Below are 17,827 nucleotides of genomic sequence, written 5' to 3'. Positions count from 1 at the left end.
GCCGCGCAGCCCGCTCGCCGACCATTCCGCCCAGGAGCCACCCGTGCCGCCGCCGTCCCCACCGCCCCACCCGCCCCTCGCAGCCGCCTTCCGCACCCGTTTGTCAGTCCCGGGCCGTAGGGTGGTCGCGCTATGACGAAGCCCTCTCTCCCCGAACTCCTGCACGCCGCCGTCACCGCCGTCGGCGGTACGGAGCGTCCCGGCCAGGTGGCCATGGCCGAAGCCGTCGAGGAAGCCATCGACGGCGGCTCCCATCTGCTGGTCCAGGCCGGCACCGGCACCGGCAAGTCGCTGGGGTACCTGGTGCCCGCGCTGGCCCAGGGGCAGCGGGTCGTCGTGGCCACGGCGACCCTGGCCCTGCAGCGCCAGCTGGTCGAGCGCGACCTGCCCCGCACGGTCGACGCGCTCCACCCGCAGCTGCGCCGCCGCCCGGAGTTCGCGATGCTCAAGGGCCGGTCGAACTACCTGTGTCTGCACCGGCTCCACGAGGGAGTGCCGCAGGACGAGGAGGAGGGTCTCTTCGACCAGTTCGAGGCCGCCGCGCCCACCAGCAGGCTGGGCCAGGACCTGCTGCGGATGCGCGACTGGGCGGACGAGACCGAGACCGGCGACCGCGACGACCTGACGCCCGGCGTCTCCGACCGGGCCTGGTCGCAGGTCTCGGTGTCCTCCCGGGAGTGTCTGGGCGCCTCGAAGTGCGCGTACGGCGCGGAGTGCTTCGCCGAGATGGCCCGGGAGCGCGCCAAGCTGTCCGAGGTCGTCGTCACCAACCACGCCCTCCTCGCCATCGACGCCATCGAGGGCGCCCCGGTCCTGCCGCAGCACGAGGTGCTGATCGTCGACGAGGCACACGAACTGGTCTCCCGGGTCACCGGGGTCGCCACCGGTGAACTGACCCCCGGCCAGGTCAACCGGGCGGTGCGCCGGGCCGCGAAGCTGGTCAACGAGAAGGCCGCCGACCAGCTCCAGACCGCCGCCGAGGGCTTCGAGCGGCTGATGGAGCTGGCGCTGCCCGGCCGCCTGGAGGAGATCCCGGAGGACCTCGGCTACGCGCTGATGGCGCTGCGTGACGCCTGCCGTACGGTCATCTCCGCGATCGGCGCGACCCGGGACAAGTCCGTGCAGGACGAGGACGCCGTGCGCAAGCAGGCACTCGCCTCCGTGGAGTCCGTGCACGACGTGGCGGAGCGCATCACGAACGGCTCCGAGTGGGACGTCGTCTGGTACGAGCGGCACGACCGCTTCGGCGCCTCCCTGCGCGTCGCCCCCATGTCCGTGGCGGGCCTGCTGCGGGAGAAGCTCTTCGCGGACCGCTCGGTCATCCTGACCTCCGCCACCCTGAAGCTGGGGGGCGACTTCAACGGCGTCGGGGCCTCACTGGGCCTCGCCCCCGAGGGCACCGAGGGCGAGGACGTGCCCCAGTGGAAGGGCGTCGACGTCGGCTCGCCCTTCGACTACCCCAAGCAGGGCATCCTGTACGTCGCCAAACACCTGGCCCGCCCCGCCCGGGACGGTGACCGCGGTGACATGCTCGACGAGCTCACCGAGCTGATCCAGGCGGCCGGCGGACGCACGCTGGGCCTGTTCTCCTCGATGCGTGCGGCCCAGCTGGCCGCCGAGGAGCTGCGCTCCCGCATCCCGGAGTACCCGATCCTGCTCCAGGGCGAGGAGACGCTCGGCGAGCTGATCAAGAACTTCGCCGCCGACCCGGAGACCTGTCTCTTCGGCACGCTGTCGCTCTGGCAGGGCGTGGACGTCCCCGGGCCGAGCTGTCAGCTGGTCGTGATGGACAAGATCCCGTTCCCGCGGCCGGACGACCCCTTGATGAGCGCCCGCCAGAAGGCGGTGGAGGAGGCCGGCGGCAACGGCTTCATGGCGGTCGCCGCCACGCACGCCGCGCTGCTGATGGCGCAGGGCGCGGGGCGTCTCGTACGGGCGTCGGGCGACCGCGGTGTGGTCGCCGTACTGGACCAGCGACTGGCCACGGCGCGGTACGGGAGCTATCTGAAGGCCTCACTGCCCGACTTCTGGTTCACCACGGACCGCAATCAGGTCCGCAAGTCGCTCGCCGCGATCGACGCGGCGGCCCGGCGGACGGAGTCGGAGGGCGACTGAGTACCGGGCCGTGCGCTGTGCGGAGGCCGGACGGGCGCCCGCACAGCGCGGGGCCCCGGAACCGGCGCAGAGGTTCCGGGGCCCGGTCGGGTCGGCGGGTCGCTGTCTCGCGTACCCGCCCGCCGTGGCGCTCAGACGCGACGCAGTACGGCCACCACCTTGCCGAGGATGGTCGCGTCGTCACCCGGGATCGGCTCGTACGCCGCGTTGTGCGGGAGCAGCCACACGTGGCCGTCCTCCCGCTTGAAGCGCTTGACGGTGGCTTCACCGTCGAGCATCGCGGCCACGATGTCGCCGTTCTCGGCGACCGGCTGGCGGCGGACCGTGACCCAGTCGCCGTCACAGATGGCGGCCTCGATCATCGAGTCGCCGACGACCTTCAGGACGAACAGCTCGCCGTCGCCGACCAGCTGCCGGGGCAGAGGGAAGACGTCCTCGACGGACTCCTCGGCGAGGATCGGGCCACCGGCGGCGATGCGTCCGACGAGCGGCACGTACGACGCGGCGGGCTTGCCGGCGGTGTCCGTGGGCTGCACGGGGGCGGCCTGGTCGGAGCCGCGAACCTCGTAGGCGCGCGGGCGGTGCGGGTCGCGACGCAGGAAACCCTTGCGCTCGAGTGCCATCAGCTGGTGCGCGACGGATGAGGTACTGGAAAGGCCGACGGCCTGGCCGATCTCGCGCATCGACGGGGGGTAGCCGCGCCGCTGCACGGAGTCGCGGATGACTTCGATCACCCTGCGTTGCCGGTCGGTCAGTCCCGAGCTGTCCGCCCGGATGCCGGGAGGTCGGCCCGGCAGGGAGCGCTTGTGCGCCTCTGGACTCGCGGCGTCGCTCATCGCGTGCATCGGCTCAGGTCGGCCCTGGGGGCGGTCCTGGGCAGTGATGGCGGCACTGTCGGCGGTGGTGGTCACGTCGGCCCCTCTCGATGGTCTCCCTGCTGCCCAACGGTAGTAGCTTTCGAAAGGTTGCGCCAAACACACGTTCGAGTGAAAAAACGCGAATCGCTCGCCTGTATTGCGTGTCTGGGTGTATGGCTACCGCGATGCCCGACGGACAAAAGCGCTCATTGCTGTACTCTTCACCGCCGTGGTGACAACCTCGGGGATGTCGCTCCAGTCTGCCATCCGGCATCCCGTTCGACGGTGCGGGTCCCTCCATCTGTGCGGTAGTCCCACGCCCCCTCCCCGTGGCGGCCACGGTATCTCCGCATGCCCTCGCCGGATACGGCCGTGCGTGTGCATGTGTGTGCGTGTGCGCGCAGGTGCGTGTGTACGGCCGCGGGGTCGTCGCGCCCGTGCGGGTCCGTGCGGGTCGGCGCGACACGCGTGCAGGGCGTGTATGTATGAGCCAATCCCCACATCTAGTGGTTGGATTGCGGGAGCAGCCCACAAGTTGTGGTCCCCCGGGTCTTCGAGCCCGCCGCGATCGCCTATGCTTGGGGCTGCTTCGAGGGGCCTGAAAGGTCCTTCGTGGCTATTGGGTCTGCTGTGAGGAGGGTTCGGAGTTCATGCACTGCCCCTTCTGCAGGCACCCCGACAGTCGTGTCGTCGACAGCCGCACCACCGACGACGGCACGTCGATCCGCAGGCGCCGCCAGTGTCCCGACTGCTCCCGTCGTTTCACGACCGTGGAGACGTGCTCGCTCATGGTGGTGAAGCGGTCCGGGGTCACCGAACCGTTCAGCCGCACCAAGGTGATCAACGGCGTGCGCAAGGCCTGCCAGGGCCGGCCCGTCACCGAGGACGCGCTCGCGCAGCTCGGCCAGCGGGTCGAAGAGGCGGTGCGGGCCACCGGAAGTGCCGAGCTGACCACCCACGACGTGGGGCTGGCCATCCTCGGCCCACTGCAGGAACTCGATCTGGTCGCCTATCTGCGATTCGCCTCCGTCTACCGGGCGTTCGACTCGCTCGACGACTTCGAGGCGGCGATCGCGGAGCTCAGGGCGGCGACTGGGCGTCCCGGCGCGGACGGCGACGGCGACGCCGGTGCGGGGAGCCAGGAGAACGACCGCGGGTCCACGGGGGCGGCACAGGTCCCCGAGCCCGCAGGCGCCGCCGACTGACCGGCGGGCCGGACCCGGACTTCGGCGCCCGGGCCCGGCCGGTCGGCGGCGAATGAGAAGACCTGTCGCGGGCGGAGCGAGAGACGCCCGCGACACCAGACAGAACACCGTGCCACGGGAACAATCGGGGCACTTCAGGGCGTTTTCGCCCGTACAGGGAGGCGGCATGACAGAGACGGCGAGCGGTCCGGCACGGAGTTCCCGCGCCAAGGCCACCAAGGCGGGCAAGGGACTCCGCGTCGAGCGCGTCCACACCACTCCCGGCGTCCACCCCTACGACGAGGTGGCCTGGGAGCGTCGTGACGTCGTCATGACCAACTGGCGCGACGGCTCGGTCAACTTCGAGCAGCGTGGCGTCGAGTTCCCCGAATTCTGGTCGGTGAACGCGGTCAACATCGTCACCAGCAAGTACTTCCGGGGCGCCGTCGGCACCCCGCAGCGCGAGGTGAGCCTGAAGCAGCTCATCGACCGCATCGTGAAGACGTACCGGAAGGCCGGTGAGGACCACAAGTACTTCGCCTCGCCCGCCGACGCCGAGATCTTCGAGCACGAGCTGGCCTACGCCCTCCTGCACCAGATCTTCAGCTTCAACAGCCCGGTCTGGTTCAACGTCGGCACGCCCCAGCCGCAGCAGGTCTCCGCCTGCTTCATCCTGTCCGTCGACGACTCCATGGAGTCGATCCTCGACTGGTACAAGGAAGAGGGCATGATCTTCAAGGGCGGCTCGGGCGCCGGCCTGAACCTGTCCCGCATCCGCTCCTCCAAGGAGCTGCTCTCCTCCGGCGGCAACGCCTCCGGCCCGGTCTCCTTCATGCGCGGCGCCGACGCCTCCGCCGGCACCATCAAGTCCGGTGGTGCCACCCGCCGCGCCGCGAAGATGGTCATCCTCGACGTCGACCACCCCGACATCGAGGACTTCATCCAGACCAAGGTCAAGGAGGAGGAGAAGATCCGCGCCCTGCGCGACGCGGGCTTCGACATGGACCTGGGCGGCGACGACATCACGTCCGTCCAGTACCAGAACGCCAACAACTCGGTCCGCGTGAACGACACGTTCATGAAGGCCGTGCAGGACGGCGGCAAGTTCGGCCTCACGTCCCGCATGACCGGCGAGGTCATCGAGGAGGTCGACGCCAAGGCGCTCTTCCGCAAGATGGCCGAGGCCGCCTGGGCCTGCGCCGACCCGGGCATCCAGTACGACGACACCATCAACCACTGGCACACCTGCCCGGAGTCCGGCCGCATCAACGGCTCGAACCCCTGCAGCGAGTACATGCACCTGGACAACACGTCCTGCAACCTCGCCTCGCTGAACCTGATGAAGTTCCTGAAGGACGACGGCAAGGGCAACCAGTCCTTCGACGTCGAGCGCTTCTCGAAGGTCGTCGAGCTCGTCATCACCGCGATGGACATCTCCATCTGCTTCGCGGACTTCCCGACGCAGAAGATCGGCGAGAACACCCGCGCTTTCCGCCAGCTCGGCATCGGCTACGCCAACCTCGGCGCCCTGCTGATGGCGACCGGCCACGCGTACGACTCCGACGGCGGCCGCGCCCTGGCCGGCGCCATCACCTCCCTGATGACCGGCACGTCGTACAGGCGCTCCGCCGAACTGGCCGCGATCGTCGGCCCGTACGACGGCTACGCCCGCAACGCGCAGCCGCACCTGAGGGTCATGAAGCAGCACGCCGACGAGAACGCCAAGGCCGTCCGCATGGACGACCTGGACACGCCGGTCTGGGCCGCCGCCACGGAGGCCTGGCAGGACGTGCTGCGCCTCGGTGAGAAGAACGGCTTCCGCAACTCCCAGGCGTCCGTCATCGCCCCGACCGGCACCATCGGTCTCGCGATGTCCTGCGACACCACCGGCCTCGAGCCCGACCTCGCCCTGGTCAAGTTCAAGAAGCTGGTCGGCGGCGGCTCGATGCAGATCGTCAACGGCACCGTCCCGCAGGCCCTGCGCCGCCTGGGCTACCAGGAGGAGCAGATCGAGGCGATCGTCGCCCACATCGCCGAGCACGGCAACGTGATCGACGCCCCCGGCCTCAAGCACGAGCACTACGAGGTGTTCGACTGCGCCATGGGCGAGCGCTCCATCTCCGCGATGGGCCACGTCCGCATGATGGCCGCCATCCAGCCGTGGATCTCCGGTGCCCTGTCCAAGACGGTCAACCTGCCGGAGTCGGCGACCGTCGAGGACGTCGAAGAGGTCTACTTCGAGGCGTGGAAGATGGGCGTCAAGGCGCTCGCCATCTACCGCGACAACTGCAAGGTCGGCCAGCCTCTCTCCGCCAAGAGCAAGTCGGTCAAGGACACGGAGAAGGCGGAGATCACCGAGAAGACCGAGGCGGCCATCCGCGAGACGGTCGAGAAGGTCGTCGAGTACCGCCCGGTCCGCAAGCGCCTGCCGAAGGGACGCCCCGGCATCACCACGTCCTTCACCGTCGGCGGCGCCGAGGGCTACATGACCGCCAACTCCTACCCGGACGACGGTCTCGGCGAGGTCTTCCTGAAGATGTCCAAGCAGGGCTCGACCCTCGCGGGCATGATGGACGCCTTCTCCATCGCGGTCTCCGTCGGCCTCCAGTACGGCGTTCCGCTGGAGACGTATGTCTCGAAGTTCACCAACATGCGCTTCGAGCCGGCCGGCATGACGGACGACCCGGACGTGCGGATGGCGCAGTCGATCGTCGACTACATCTTCCGCCGCCTGGCGCTGGACTTCCTGCCCTTCGAGACGCGGTCCGCGCTCGGCATCCACTCCGCCGAGGAGCGCCAGCGCCACCTGGAGACCGGTTCGTACGAGCCGTCCGACGACGAGCTCGACGTCGAGGGCCTGGCCCAGTCGGCGCCGCGCGCCCAGGAGCTGAAGGCCGTCGTCACGCCGAAGGCCGAGGTCGAGGCGGCCAAGCCCGCTCCGCAGCAGGCGCACACCAGCGCCGAGCTGGTGGAGATGCAGCTGGGCATCCAGGCCGACGCCCCGCTGTGCTTCTCCTGCGGTACGAAGATGCAGCGCGCCGGTTCCTGCTACATCTGCGAGGGCTGCGGCTCGACGAGCGGCTGCAGCTGACCTGTAGTGCGCGATGTGTAAGGGGCGTCCACCCCGGTGGACGCCCCTTACACATGCACAGCGCCGTCAGGACCGGCGCATCGCGCCCATGGTGGCGGCGAAGGCCGCGGGGTCGCCCTCGAAGCCGTGCACGCCGGCCCGGAACTCCCACGCCCCCGTCTCGCCCCGCACGAACTCCGCGACCGTCGCCGCGGTCGCGCCCAGGACTCCGCCGAAGTCGTCCGTGGCCAGGTCGGTGTAGCCCTCCCGGATGCGCAGGCCCGGGTTGGTCACGTCACCGAAGGTCCGGCCCTCGGTGCGCTGCTGGATCGCGACCCCGACCACCACGCGCGCGTACCGTGCGTCGAGCCGCTCCAGCTCCAGGATCATGACCTCGTCGAAGCCGAAGCCCTTGCCGTCCTGGCTGTCCCGGTTGAGATAGATGGTGCCGTCGGGGGAGCGGCTGTCGTGGTGCACCACGTAGGCGGGAGCACCGTACGGGTCGTCGGCCAAGTAGGTCCCGGCGACGACATCCAGGTCGGCGGGTGGCTGCCCCGCCGGGTTCGGATCCCACCGCAGCGCGACCTCGACCTTGCCCATGCCTTTGCTGAGGCCGTTCACAGACTTCCCCTTCCAGGTCCCCGCCCCTGCCCGGCCACCTCAACTGCCGAGCGGTGACGGCCGGTTGTCCATCCTGCCACGCACGGCGACGCCGGTGCGGGCAAGCGGTCCGCCGGACAGTGACCGGTGCCACGTTCCTGGCCTTACGATGGCGCGGTGCTGGTCAAGTGGATTCGCTGCACCGTGGTGGACCGCCGGGGGTTCGAGCGGGGGCAGCGAAAGTGGGCGGGGCTTCCGGGGGAGCCGGGTTTTCGGGGGCAGGGGGGCGGCTGGAGCCGGGGACGACCGGACGTGGCGCACGTCTTCGCCTTCTGGGAGAGCCGTGCCTTCTACGACTCCTTCATGGCCCGCTCCCACGACCGGCTCGCCTCGGCCCAGGCGGGCACCTTCAAGGACGCGCAGGTCAGGCTCTTCGACCACCGCTTCGACGTGAAAACCGGATTCGAACCCCGCTTCGCGGACGCCGACCTGCTGCGGGTGGCGCTCTGCCGCGTGCACGAGGAGCGGGCCGAGCACTACGTCCTCATGCAGGAGAAGGTCTGGAACCCGGCGATGGCCGGCTCGCCCGGCATGATCCGCGGGATGTTCGGCGAAGCGCCGGGGAACGAGTACCTGGTGCTGTCCATGTGGCGGTCGGCCGCCGAGCACGGCAAGTACCGCACCGAGCGGGTGGAGCGGCTCGCCCTGCGCGCCCAGACGGAGGCCGACATCGCGGCGCTGACGGGGGACATCGTGCGGCTGGAACCCTCCTGGACCGTCTGAGGGTACGGCCGGCACCCCCGGTGACGACGTGCGAGCCGTGACGACACCAGGTGTGAGAAGTATGTGACGTACGCCGTACGGGGCCCCCTCGAGTGCTCAATTCCGCCCGTCTCGATCTAGGGTTCAAGGCATGGCACGACCACGGCGCATCGTTCTGGTCCGGCACGGCGAGTCGACCGGCAACGTCGACGACTCCGTGTACGAGCGCGAACCCGATCACGCCCTCGCCCTCACCGAGCAGGGCCGGGCGCAGGCGGAGGAGACCGGGAAGGCGCTGCGCGAGGTGTTCGGCCGTGAGCGGGTCAGCGTGTACGTCTCCCCGTACCGCCGCACGCACCAGACGCTGCACGCCTTCCACCTGGATCCTGGGCTGATACGGATCCGGGAGGAGCCCCGGCTGCGTGAGCAGGACTGGGGGAACTGGCAGGACCGTGACGACGTGCGCCTGCAGAAGGCCTACCGGGACGCCTACGGCCACTTCTTCTACCGCTTCGCCCAGGGCGAGTCCGGTGCCGACGTGTACGACCGGGTCGGTGGCTTCCTGGAGAGCCTGTTCCGCAGTTTCGAGGACCCCGACCATCCGCCGAACGTGCTCCTGGTCACCCACGGTCTGGCCATGCGGCTGTTCTGCATGCGGTGGTTCCACTGGACGGTCGCGGAGTTCGAGTCGCTGTCGAACCCCGGGAACGGCGAGATGCGGATGCTCGTTCTCGGTGAGGACGGCAAGTACAGCCTTGACCGGCCCTTCGAACGCTGGCGAGATCCGGAACCGTACGGGACCACCGGATAGAGTGGCGAGGCGATGACCGCTCATTCAACTCCCGACGGGCGCCTGGACCGCGCCCTCTCCAGCCTGCGCGGACTGTCGGTGGGGGACGCGCTGGGATCACAGTTCTTCGTGCCCGCCAACTACCCGCTGCTCAAGGACCGTGCGCTGCCGCCCGGCACCTGGCAGTGGACGGACGACACGGAAATGGCCTGTTCCGTGGTCTCCGTCCTGGCCACCCACCACCGCATCGACCAGGACGCGCTGGCCCACTCCTTCGCCCACCACCACGACTTCGACCGCGGCTACGGTCCCGCGGTCAACCGGCTGCTGCGCCTGGTCCGCGAGGGCGGTGACTGGCGGGAGCTCGCCGCCGCGCTGTTCAACGGCCAGGGATCCTGGGGCAACGGTGCGGCGATGCGCATCGCCCCGTTGGGTGCCTGGTACGCGGACGACCCGGAACAGGCCACCCACCAGGCGGAGATCTCCGCCTACCCCACGCATCAGCACCGTGAGGCGGTGGTCGGTGCCATGGCGGTCGCCGCTGCCGCCGCGCTGGCCGCGGACCCCGGCGGGTCTCCCACCGCGCACGCGCTCCTGGACGGCGTGATCGCGCTGGTGCCGAAGAGCGCGGTCGCCGCCGGGCTGCGACGTGCCCGGGACATGCTCGACTACGGCGATGCCGCGACCGTCGCGGCCGTACTGGGCTGCGGCAGGCGTACCACCGCCCACGACACCGTTCCCTTCGCCCTCTGGTCGGCCGCGCGGGCCCTCGGGGACTACGAGCGTGCCTTCTGGACGACCGCCCAGGTCGGCGGGGACGTGGACACCACGTGCGCCATCGTGGGCGGCGTGGTCGCCGCGGGCGAGGCGGGTGCTCCGCCGGCCGGCTGGGCGGAGCGGGTCGAGGCTCTGCCCGGGTGGATGTCCACGACCCCGTAGCCACGCTCCGTGCATGCCGGGAACTCTGCGTGACCGCTGTCCGTTCTCATGACATCCGCCGTGCGAGGCCAGGCAGCCTCGTACGGGGCCGGGATGCCGGAGAAGGGGGAAGCGGGGGAGATGGAAGCGCTGTGGATGCCGCTCGTCGCGCTGCCGCTCTCGGTGTTCCGCGCGCGGTCTGGCGTGCGGGCGGGAGGGGGCGGACCGGGCTGGCACCGGCCGGCCGGGCATCGGGGGGCAGGCGTGCCGCCCGCCGATGCGATCCGCCCGGCCGCCGGTACCCCGGAGTCAGCCGATCCCCGGACCGGCCGAGCCGGACAGGGCCTCCAGGTCGCTCCTGCGTACCCGGATCACCAGCCACGCCGTGGCCAGGGCGAGGACGGCCATGGCCGCGGCCGGGACGAAGGCCGCCGAGATGCCCTGGGCCAGCACGTCGTGCCCCCAGGGTGCCGGCAGCTGCTGTGTCCGGGCGAACTCCGCCTTCTGCTCCGCCGAGCCGTCGGCGAGGAAGTCCGGCACCTGCTTCTCCGCCTCGTTCCTGCTGGCCGTGCCGAAGACCGTCGTCAGGATGGCGAGACCGATCGATCCGCCCACCTGCTGCATCGTGTTGAGCAGACCGGACGCGGCGCCCGCCTCGTGCGGGGCGACCCCGGAGACGGCGGTCAGTGTCAGCGTCACGAAGTTCAGCCCCATGCCGAACCCGAAGATCAGCATCGGGCCGAGGACGCCGCCGACGTACGAGCTGTCGGAGCTGATCAGGGCCTGCCAGCCGAGGCCGATCGCGGCGAGCGTCGAGCCCGCGATCATGAACGGCTTGGGGCCGAAGACCGGCAGGAACCGCTGGGACAGGCCCGCACCCAGCGCGATCACCACCGTGACCGGCAGGAAGGCCAGGCCGGCTTCGATGGGGGTGTAGCCCAGCACGTTCTGCACGAACAGCACGATGTAGAAGAACATGCCGAACATCGCCGCGGCCAGGCTCAGCATGATCACGTACGTGCCGGAGCGGTTGCGGTCGGCGAACATCCTCAGCGGGGTGATCGGCTCCTTGGCCCGTCGCTCGATGAACACGAAGGCCAGCAGCAGGACCACGGCGGCCGCGAAGGAGCCGATGGTCAGGTTGTCCCGCCAGCCCTCGTCCGCGGCGCGGATGAAGCCGTAGACGAGGGACGCCATACCCGCCGTCGAGGTCACCGCCCCGGCTATGTCGAAACGGCCGGAGTGCCGTTCGGACTCGTTGATGTACAGCGGGGTGAGCACGGCGATCAGTACGCCGATGGGCACGTTGACGAAGAGGACCCAGCGCCAGTCGAGCCACTCGGTGAGCATGCCGCCCGCCAGCAGACCGATGGCGCCACCGCCCGCCGACACTGCAGCGAAGACACCGAAGGCCCGGTTGCGTTCCGGTCCTTCGGGGAAGGTGGTGGTGATGAGGGCCAGCGACGTGGGCGACGCGATCGCGCCTCCCACACCCTGCAGGACGCGAGCCGCCAGCAGCTGCCAGGGTTCCTGGGCGAAGCCACCGAGCAGCGAGGCGAAGGTGAACAGCAGGATGCCGGTCATGAAGACCCGGCGCCGGCCGAGGATGTCACCGGCCCGGCCGCCGAGCAGCAGCAGACCGCCGAAGGTGAGCGTGTAGGCGCTGACGACCCAGGTGAGGTCGGTGGTGCTGAAGCTGAGCGCTTCTTGAATGTGCGGGAGGGCGATGTTCACAATCGTCGCGTCGAGTACCACCATGAGTTGGCAGGCCGCGATGACCGTGAGCGCGATGCCGGGGCGCCCCTCCCGGCGGGCAGCTCCCGGCTTCTGGTCCGGTATCAGAGAGGTTGTCACTATGTGTCCCCCACGAACGATTTAGTGAACGCTCGCGTTCACTGTTGCTTCAACGTTAGTGACTCCCGGACAGTGAACGCAAGCGTTCACTTGTTGGGCTGTCGTGCGGTCCGTCCCCCGCTGTGGCCGCCCGGCGCGCTCTGCGTCCCCGAAAACCCGTTGTCCCCGCTCATTGGAGACCTTCGACATGGTTGCTTCACGCTGGGGGGCCGCCTCCGCCCGGACGACGCCCTCCCGTCGGCGTGGTGCTGTCCTGGAACGTGCGATCCTCGACGCCGCGCTGGAGCAGCTCGGAACCGTCGGCTGGAACGGTCTGACGATGGAGGGCGTGGCCGCCGGCGCGCAGACCGGCAAGGCGGCCGTCTACCGCCGCTGGCCGTCCAAGGAGGACCTCGTCGCGGACGCGCTGCGGTCCGGGCTGCCGCGCTTCGACACGGTGCCGGACCTGGGGAGTGTGCGCGACGACCTGCTGGCGCTCTGTCGCAGAGCGCGCGACGCGATGTTCTCGCGCCCGGGATTCGCCTTGCGGTCAGTCATTCACGAATGCGACAGCGTGCAGGCGGAACGCTTCCATGCGGTGATCTTCAAGGGAGTGATCGAGCCGACCCTCGCGATGCTCCGCGAGGTCATCACCCGTGGAATAGAGCGGGGTGAAGTGCGACGCGACGCAGCGAACGCATACGTCTTCGACGCCATCCCGGCAATGATGATGTACCGCTCCAAGGTTTGTGGAAGCGAATGGACGGACCAGGAGATCGAGGAAATGATCGACCGGATGATGGTGCCGCTGCTGCGGCCCGACGGCACCTGATCCCCGGGCGGCACGGACCCAGGCCAGTTTGGGGAACCGGGGTGTCGCCGGCGGTTCGGGGCGGCGTAGGCTAAGGGCGTCATGCCCTACGAACCGCCTACCCACACAGTCGAGCGCTCACTCCGCGCCACGACCGGAGCGAAGATCATTGCCGGTGTCGACGAGGTGGGGCGCGGCGCGTGGGCCGGGCCGGTCACGGTCTGTGCCGCGGTTACCGGCTTGCGACGGCCCCCGGTTGGCCTCACCGACTCCAAGCTGCTCACCATCAAGCGGCGCACCGAACTCGCCGAGGAACTGCGGACCTGGGTGACGTCTCACGCCCTCGGGCACGCCTCGCCGGAAGAGATCGACGCCATGGGGATGACCGCCGCGCTTCGACTGGCGGCGGTGCGCGCTCTGGAGGGTCTGCCGATCCGCCCCGACGCCGTCATCCTCGACGGCAAGCACGACTACCTCGGGGCGCCCTGGAAGGTCCGTACGGTGATCAAGGGCGACCAGTCCTGTGTGGCTGTCGCGGCCGCCTCGGTGCTCGCTAAGGTCCAGCGCGACAAAATGATGGCCGAACTGGGTATCGACCATGCAGACTTCGCTTTCGCGGACAACGCCGGATACCCGTCTCCCGTGCACAAGGCCGCACTGGAGGAGCGGGGGCCCACCCCGCACCACCGGTTGTCGTGGGCGTATCTTGATGCGCTGCCCCAGTGGCGGCACCTCAAGAAGGTCCGCAGTTGGGTGGATGGAAGCGTTCCGGAAATCGAGGGCCAGCTCGGATTCGATTTCTGACCGCTCCGCTCGCAGGCACGTGCCACCCGCCGACGCGAGCCGCACCAACGTTTGATAAATATCAGCCCATGCCTCTCATTCCCGAGGAGCCTCAGATTCACGAGAAGGCCCAGGGTCCCCGCGCCACTCCGGCCAGCGGCCGCACCGCGCCGACCCCTCGCCCCGTACCCGGCCCCCGCCCCGCGGCTCCGCCGCGCCCCGGCCGTCCCGGTCCCGCGCGGCCGGCGCCGCCGGCGCAACGCGCGTCGCGTGACTCGTCCGCCGCCAAGCCCGGCCCGTCAGGCCCGGCTGCGCCGGCCGCCGCCCCGGCCAGTGTGCAGATCCAGCTGATCCCGGCTTCTCCCGAGGGCGCGCTCGACGCGGCCGAGGAGGCCGTGGACCTGCTGCTGGACTCGGGCCGCACCCCCGGTGACGTGCTGGTGATCACCACTGGCGATCCGCACCCGTGGGCCGCCCACGAACTCTCCTTCGGTGACGCTGCCTACTGGGCGCAGCACGACGCCGGCGACGACGTCTTCTACGCGGACGCCGCCGTCGCGAGCCGTGCCACGTCGCGGCCGGTGGTCGTGGTGGCGCTCAACGGCGGTCCCGAGGCCTCCGCCGTCACCGCCCTGTCCGCGGCACACGCCCGGGCCGGCGCCCTGCTGATCGTCTGCGGTGACCCGCAGCGCATCAACTCGGTGCTGGGCGCGGGCGTTTGAGTCCGCTCGGCCGGGGGTGCCGGACACCGGTGTGATGCGGGGCCGCTCCGTCGGCCCCGCACGGTGCGGGGCTCCTCATGCCCGGGTGGCCGCCGTGCTCCTCGCACCGCGAGGGCCGCTGTCAGTCTCTTCCACGGACCTGACGCCGCACAGCACTCCGTGGCGCGGTGCTCGGGTGCACCGTGCCCGTGGGGGTCAGCGGGCCGCCGCGCGACGCAGTACGTCCGAGGCGACGCCGCCGGTACGCGGTGGCGGGAGCGGTGCCTGAGACGTGGCGAACGGCTCCGGTGCCGAGGCGGCGTTGGGCCGACGGCCGCCGCGGCCTTCGCCCAGGACCTGCCAGCCGTCCCGGGTCAGCGTGATGTACGCGCCGCAGCGCAGCCCGTGCAACGTGCACGCGTCCCGCAACCCCCACATCCACGCGCCGTCCTCCTCCGTCCAACGTGCGTCGCCCTCACGGCAGTAGAGCAGCACGGCGGTGCGCACCGGAGTGCGGCGCCGCAGATCGTGCGGGATGACGCGACGCAACTGGGCGAGCAGCGCGTTGCGGAACATCCAGCCGTCGGCCGCGGCCCGGCGGCTGGTGAACGAGGCGCTGGCACGCAGTCGTTCGTCGGGATCGAGCACGGCCACGATCGCGGTCGCGGGCCCCGGGCGGTGTCGCGAATGGAGTCCGCTGACGACCTCTCGCGGATTGCGCAGCAGTGGGATTCCGGCGGCGGCCCACTCCGCCGGTTCGAGCATACGAGTGGCGGTTGCGGCGGACGACGACAAGGATGCCGCCGGGGACGGAGCGAATCCGAAGGTCACGTTCCTCCCTTCGGCTACGCGCCCACACTGCGGGCGGGGTCGGATTCGGGGGAGCGCGCACCGCAGTGAAGCCCTGCCGGATCACGGACGAGCCGTGCGGGGAGCGGACTTCAATTCTTCCTGTCGAACTGGGATGCGGCAACGAGCAATTGGGGCCGACGACCGTTATCGGATGATGCGCGTCCTATATCCCTACCCAGAGCGCGGGCGGGTGACGCGCGGAACGCACCACCGGCAGCCGCGCGAGGCCCTGGCCCCGCGAAGCGCGCTCGCGGCGGGTGTCACCCCTGCACAGCCAGGACCAGCGGCAACACCTCCTGAGCGCCCGCGCGGCGCAGCAGTCGGGCCGCCACCGCCAGGGTCCAGCCGGTCTCAGTACAGTCGTCCACGAGCAGGACCGGGCCGTCAAGACCGTCCAGGGTGGCGGCGAGGGCCGGCGGCACCGTCAACGCGCCGTCGAGTGCCTTGAGCCGCTGCGCGCTGTTGCTGCGGGACGCCGTGGGCGCCGCGCCCGTGTACTCGACCGAGCCGAGCAACGGCAGCCTTCCGACCTGGGCGATGTGTGCCCCCAGGGAGTGGATCAGCTGAGGCCGGGTCCGCGAGGCGATCGTCACCACCCCGGCCGGACGGGGCCGTCCCTCGGTGGCGCCCGGAGCCCAGCCGCCCGGCCCCTTGGCCCAGTCGGCCAGTACGGTCACGACGGCCTGGGCGACATCGTCCGGCACCGGGCCGTCCGGAGCCTGCGCCGAGAGCATCGGTCGCAGCCGGTTGCCCCAGCCGATGTCGGACAGCCGGCCCAGGGCCCGGCCTGTCGAGGCCTGTTCACCGGCTGGAATGCGCCCCTTCAGGTCCACTCCGATCGCCGGCAGACCGGTCGGCCACATGCGGCGCGGCTCCACCTCCGCGCCCGCCCGGCCCAGATCGACCCGCGCGGCGTCGAGGCTGTCGGTGGAGGTGTCCGGGGTGAAGCGCGGGCCCGCGCAGTTGTCGCAGTGGCCGCAGGGCTTGGCCCCCTCGTCGTCCAACTGGCGTTGCAGGAACTCCATCCGGCACTCGCTCGTCGAGGCGTAGTCGCGCATCGCCTGCTGCTCGGCCTTCCGCTGCCGCGCCACCCAGTCGTACCGCTCGGAGTCGTACGTCCACGACTGCCCGGTCGCGATCCAGCCGCCCTTGACCCGCTTGACCGCGCCGTCCACGTCGAGGACCTTGAGCATGGTCTCCAGACGAGAGCGCCGCAGCTCCACCAACGGCTCCAGGGCAGGCAGGGAGAGCGGCCGCTCGGCGCGCGCGAGGATGTCGAGGGTGCGCCGCACCAGCTCCTCCGACGGAAAGGCCAGCGAGGCGAAGTACTCCCAGATCGCCTCGTCCTCCTTCCCCGGCAGGAGGAGCACCTCGGCGTGCTCCACACCGCGCCCGGCACGGCCGACCTGCTGGTAGTACGCGATGGGCGAGGAGGGCGACCCCAGGTGCACCACGAAACCCAGGTCGGGCTTGTCGAAGCCCATGCCCAGCGCCGACGTGGCGACCAGTGCCTTGACCCGGTTGGCGAGCAGATCGTCCTCGGCCTGCTGCCGGTCCGCGTTCTCGGTCTTGCCGGTGTAGGAGGCGACGGTGTGGCCGCGGTGCCGGAGAAAGGCGGTGACCTCCTCGGCGGCGGCCACGGTGAGCGTGTAGATGATCCCGGAGCCGGGCAGCTGGTGGAGGTGGTCGGCGAGCCATGCCATCCGGTGCGCGGCGTCGGACAGCCGCAGCACGCCGAGGCTGAGGCTCTCCCGGTCCAGCGGGCCGCGCAGCACCAGCGCGTCCGAGGTGCCTCCGGTGCCGAGCTGCTCCGCCACGTCGGCGGTCACCCGGGCGTTGGCCGTGGCGGTGGTGGCCAGGACCGGTACACCGGGCGGGAGGTCGGTGAGCATCGTGCGCAGTCGCCGGTAGTCCGGACGGAAGTCGTGGCCCCAGTCGGAGATGCAGTGGGCCTCGTCCACCACGAGCAGCCCGGTCGCGGCGGAGAGCTTGGGGAGCACCTGGTCACGGAAGTCCGGGTTGTTGAGCCGCTCGGGACTCACCAGCAGCACGTCGACCTCACCGGCGGCGATCTCGTCCTGGATCGCGTCCCAGTCCTCGGTGTTGGAGGAGTTGATCGTACGGGCGCGGATGCCCGCCCGCGCCGCCGCCTCGACCTGGTTGCGCATCAGCGCGAGCAGCGGGGACACGATCACGGTGGGACCGGCGCCGCGCTCGCGCAGCAGGGCGGTCGCCACGAAGTAGACCGCGGACTTGCCCCACCCCGTGCGCTGAACGACCAGGGCTCGGCGCCCTTCGGCGACCAGCGCCTCGATCGCCCGCCACTGGTCGTCCCGCAGCCGGGCGCCGCCGGACGCGTCCCCGACGAGGCGGGCGAGGACCGCGTCGGCGGCTGTCCGGAGATCCGCGTTGCTCGTGTGCTCCATGCGTTCCATACAACAGGACGGGACTGACAGCCGGGCGTGCGGGAGGAAGGGACGCGGTCGCCGATTGTCCGGTGACGCGTCCCTGACCGGACTTATCCACAGGGCAAAGCGGAACTTCAAGATCC

The 17,827-nt window shown here is 70.5% G+C and carries 14 protein-coding genes; 9 read left to right on the top strand and 5 right to left on the bottom strand.

The annotated features are described in order from the left end of the window. The first annotated feature begins 132 nt into the window (after nucleotides 1-132). Nucleotides 133-2,115 (top strand): ATP-dependent DNA helicase, encoded by a 1,983-nt coding sequence (locus tag ACFW47_RS18055; RefSeq protein ID WP_386277055.1) that lies wholly within the window; start codon nucleotides 133-135, stop codon nucleotides 2,113-2,115. Between the two features lie 131 nt (nucleotides 2,116-2,246). Here ACFW47_RS18055 and lexA read toward each other — a convergent pair whose 3' ends face one another. After that, entirely contained in the window at nucleotides 2,247-3,026 is a 780-nt protein-coding gene (lexA, locus tag ACFW47_RS18050) for a transcriptional repressor LexA (protein WP_386277053.1), read from the bottom strand. 596 nt (nucleotides 3,027-3,622) lie between these two features. Here lexA and nrdR point away from each other — a divergent pair. Next, nucleotides 3,623-4,177, top strand: coding sequence for a transcriptional regulator NrdR (gene nrdR / locus ACFW47_RS18045; RefSeq protein WP_386277050.1), 555 nt, complete (start codon nucleotides 3,623-3,625; stop codon nucleotides 4,175-4,177). 166 nt (nucleotides 4,178-4,343) lie between these two features. After that, nucleotides 4,344-7,247 (top strand): vitamin B12-dependent ribonucleotide reductase, encoded by a 2,904-nt coding sequence (locus tag ACFW47_RS18040; protein ID WP_386277048.1) that lies wholly within the window; start codon nucleotides 4,344-4,346, stop codon nucleotides 7,245-7,247. Between the two features lie 66 nt (nucleotides 7,248-7,313). Here the strand turns inward: ACFW47_RS18040 and ACFW47_RS18035 are convergent, their stop codons facing one another. Further along, complete coding sequence (locus ACFW47_RS18035) at nucleotides 7,314-7,847, bottom strand: TerD family protein (protein WP_386277046.1); 534 nt, start codon at nucleotides 7,845-7,847, stop codon at nucleotides 7,314-7,316. 156 nt (nucleotides 7,848-8,003) lie between these two features. Here ACFW47_RS18035 and ACFW47_RS18030 point away from each other — a divergent pair, with 156 nt between their 5' ends. The 3 genes from ACFW47_RS18030 (at nucleotide 8,004) to ACFW47_RS18020 (ending at nucleotide 10,317) form a co-directional block, all read left to right on the top strand. Then, entirely contained in the window at nucleotides 8,004-8,609 is a 606-nt protein-coding gene (locus ACFW47_RS18030) for a YdbC family protein (protein WP_386277044.1), read from the top strand. Nucleotides 8,610-8,739: 130 nt separating this feature from the next. Next, on the top strand, nucleotides 8,740-9,399 hold the full coding sequence (locus ACFW47_RS18025) for a histidine phosphatase family protein (protein ID WP_386277042.1): 660 nt from the start codon (nucleotides 8,740-8,742) through the stop codon (nucleotides 9,397-9,399). 12 nt (nucleotides 9,400-9,411) lie between these two features. Next, entirely contained in the window at nucleotides 9,412-10,317 is a 906-nt protein-coding gene (locus ACFW47_RS18020; protein ID WP_386277040.1) for an ADP-ribosylglycohydrolase family protein, read from the top strand. A gap of 288 nt (nucleotides 10,318-10,605) precedes the next feature. On the opposite strand, the gene ACFW47_RS18015 is transcribed toward ACFW47_RS18020, so the two are convergent. Then, nucleotides 10,606-12,153, bottom strand: coding sequence for an MFS transporter (locus tag ACFW47_RS18015; RefSeq protein ID WP_386277197.1), 1,548 nt, complete (start codon nucleotides 12,151-12,153; stop codon nucleotides 10,606-10,608). 184 nt (nucleotides 12,154-12,337) lie between these two features. Here ACFW47_RS18015 and ACFW47_RS18010 point away from each other — a divergent pair, with 184 nt between their 5' ends. The 3 genes from ACFW47_RS18010 to ACFW47_RS18000 all read left to right on the top strand — a co-directional run bounded on the left by ACFW47_RS18010 (nucleotide 12,338) and on the right by ACFW47_RS18000 (nucleotide 14,445). Continuing rightward, a complete protein-coding gene (locus ACFW47_RS18010) occupies nucleotides 12,338-12,961 on the top strand; it encodes a TetR/AcrR family transcriptional regulator (protein WP_386277195.1) in 624 nt (207 codons plus the stop codon). Nucleotides 12,962-13,042: 81 nt separating this feature from the next. Next, complete coding sequence (locus ACFW47_RS18005) at nucleotides 13,043-13,744, top strand: ribonuclease HII (RefSeq protein ID WP_386277038.1); 702 nt, start codon at nucleotides 13,043-13,045, stop codon at nucleotides 13,742-13,744. Between the two features lie 68 nt (nucleotides 13,745-13,812). Then, nucleotides 13,813-14,445, top strand: coding sequence for a hypothetical protein (locus ACFW47_RS18000; RefSeq protein WP_386277036.1), 633 nt, complete (start codon nucleotides 13,813-13,815; stop codon nucleotides 14,443-14,445). Nucleotides 14,446-14,640: 195 nt separating this feature from the next. Here ACFW47_RS18000 and ACFW47_RS17995 read toward each other — a convergent pair whose 3' ends face one another. Both ACFW47_RS17995 and ACFW47_RS17990 read right to left on the bottom strand, forming a co-directional pair. Beyond that, a complete protein-coding gene (locus ACFW47_RS17995; protein WP_386277034.1) occupies nucleotides 14,641-15,255 on the bottom strand; it encodes a hypothetical protein in 615 nt (204 codons plus the stop codon). A 281-nt stretch (nucleotides 15,256-15,536) separates the two neighbouring features. Further along, on the bottom strand, nucleotides 15,537-17,702 hold the full coding sequence (locus ACFW47_RS17990; protein WP_386277032.1) for a RecQ family ATP-dependent DNA helicase: 2,166 nt from the start codon (nucleotides 17,700-17,702) through the stop codon (nucleotides 15,537-15,539). Nucleotides 17,703-17,827 lie beyond the last annotated feature (125 nt).

This window comes from Streptomyces sp. NPDC058796 (genome assembly GCF_042745235.1).
Classification (GTDB): Bacteria; Actinomycetota; Actinomycetes; order Streptomycetales; family Streptomycetaceae; genus Streptomyces.
Note: the sequence above shows the minus strand (reverse complement) of the source record. Positions and strands in the feature narration are given on the sequence as shown.

Excerpts from the sequence above, each read along its gene's own strand:
- ACFW47_RS18055 (WP_386277055.1), top strand. The coding sequence starts at position 133 with ATGACGAAGCCCTCTCTCCCCGAACTCCTGCACGCCGCCGTCACCGCC.
- ACFW47_RS18020 (WP_386277040.1), top strand. The coding sequence starts at position 9,412 with ATGACCGCTCATTCAACTCCCGACGGGCGCCTGGACCGCGCCCTCTCC.
- ACFW47_RS18040 (WP_386277048.1), top strand. The coding sequence starts at position 4,344 with ATGACAGAGACGGCGAGCGGTCCGGCACGGAGTTCCCGCGCCAAGGCC.
- ACFW47_RS18025 (WP_386277042.1), top strand. The coding sequence starts at position 8,740 with ATGGCACGACCACGGCGCATCGTTCTGGTCCGGCACGGCGAGTCGACC.
- nrdR (WP_386277050.1), top strand. The coding sequence starts at position 3,623 with ATGCACTGCCCCTTCTGCAGGCACCCCGACAGTCGTGTCGTCGACAGC.
- ACFW47_RS17990 (WP_386277032.1), bottom strand. The coding sequence starts at position 17,702 with ATGGAGCACACGAGCAACGCGGATCTCCGGACAGCCGCCGACGCGGTC.
- ACFW47_RS18000 (WP_386277036.1), top strand. The coding sequence starts at position 13,813 with ATGCCTCTCATTCCCGAGGAGCCTCAGATTCACGAGAAGGCCCAGGGT.
- ACFW47_RS18010 (WP_386277195.1), top strand. The coding sequence starts at position 12,338 with ATGGTTGCTTCACGCTGGGGGGCCGCCTCCGCCCGGACGACGCCCTCC.
- ACFW47_RS18005 (WP_386277038.1), top strand. The coding sequence starts at position 13,043 with ATGCCCTACGAACCGCCTACCCACACAGTCGAGCGCTCACTCCGCGCC.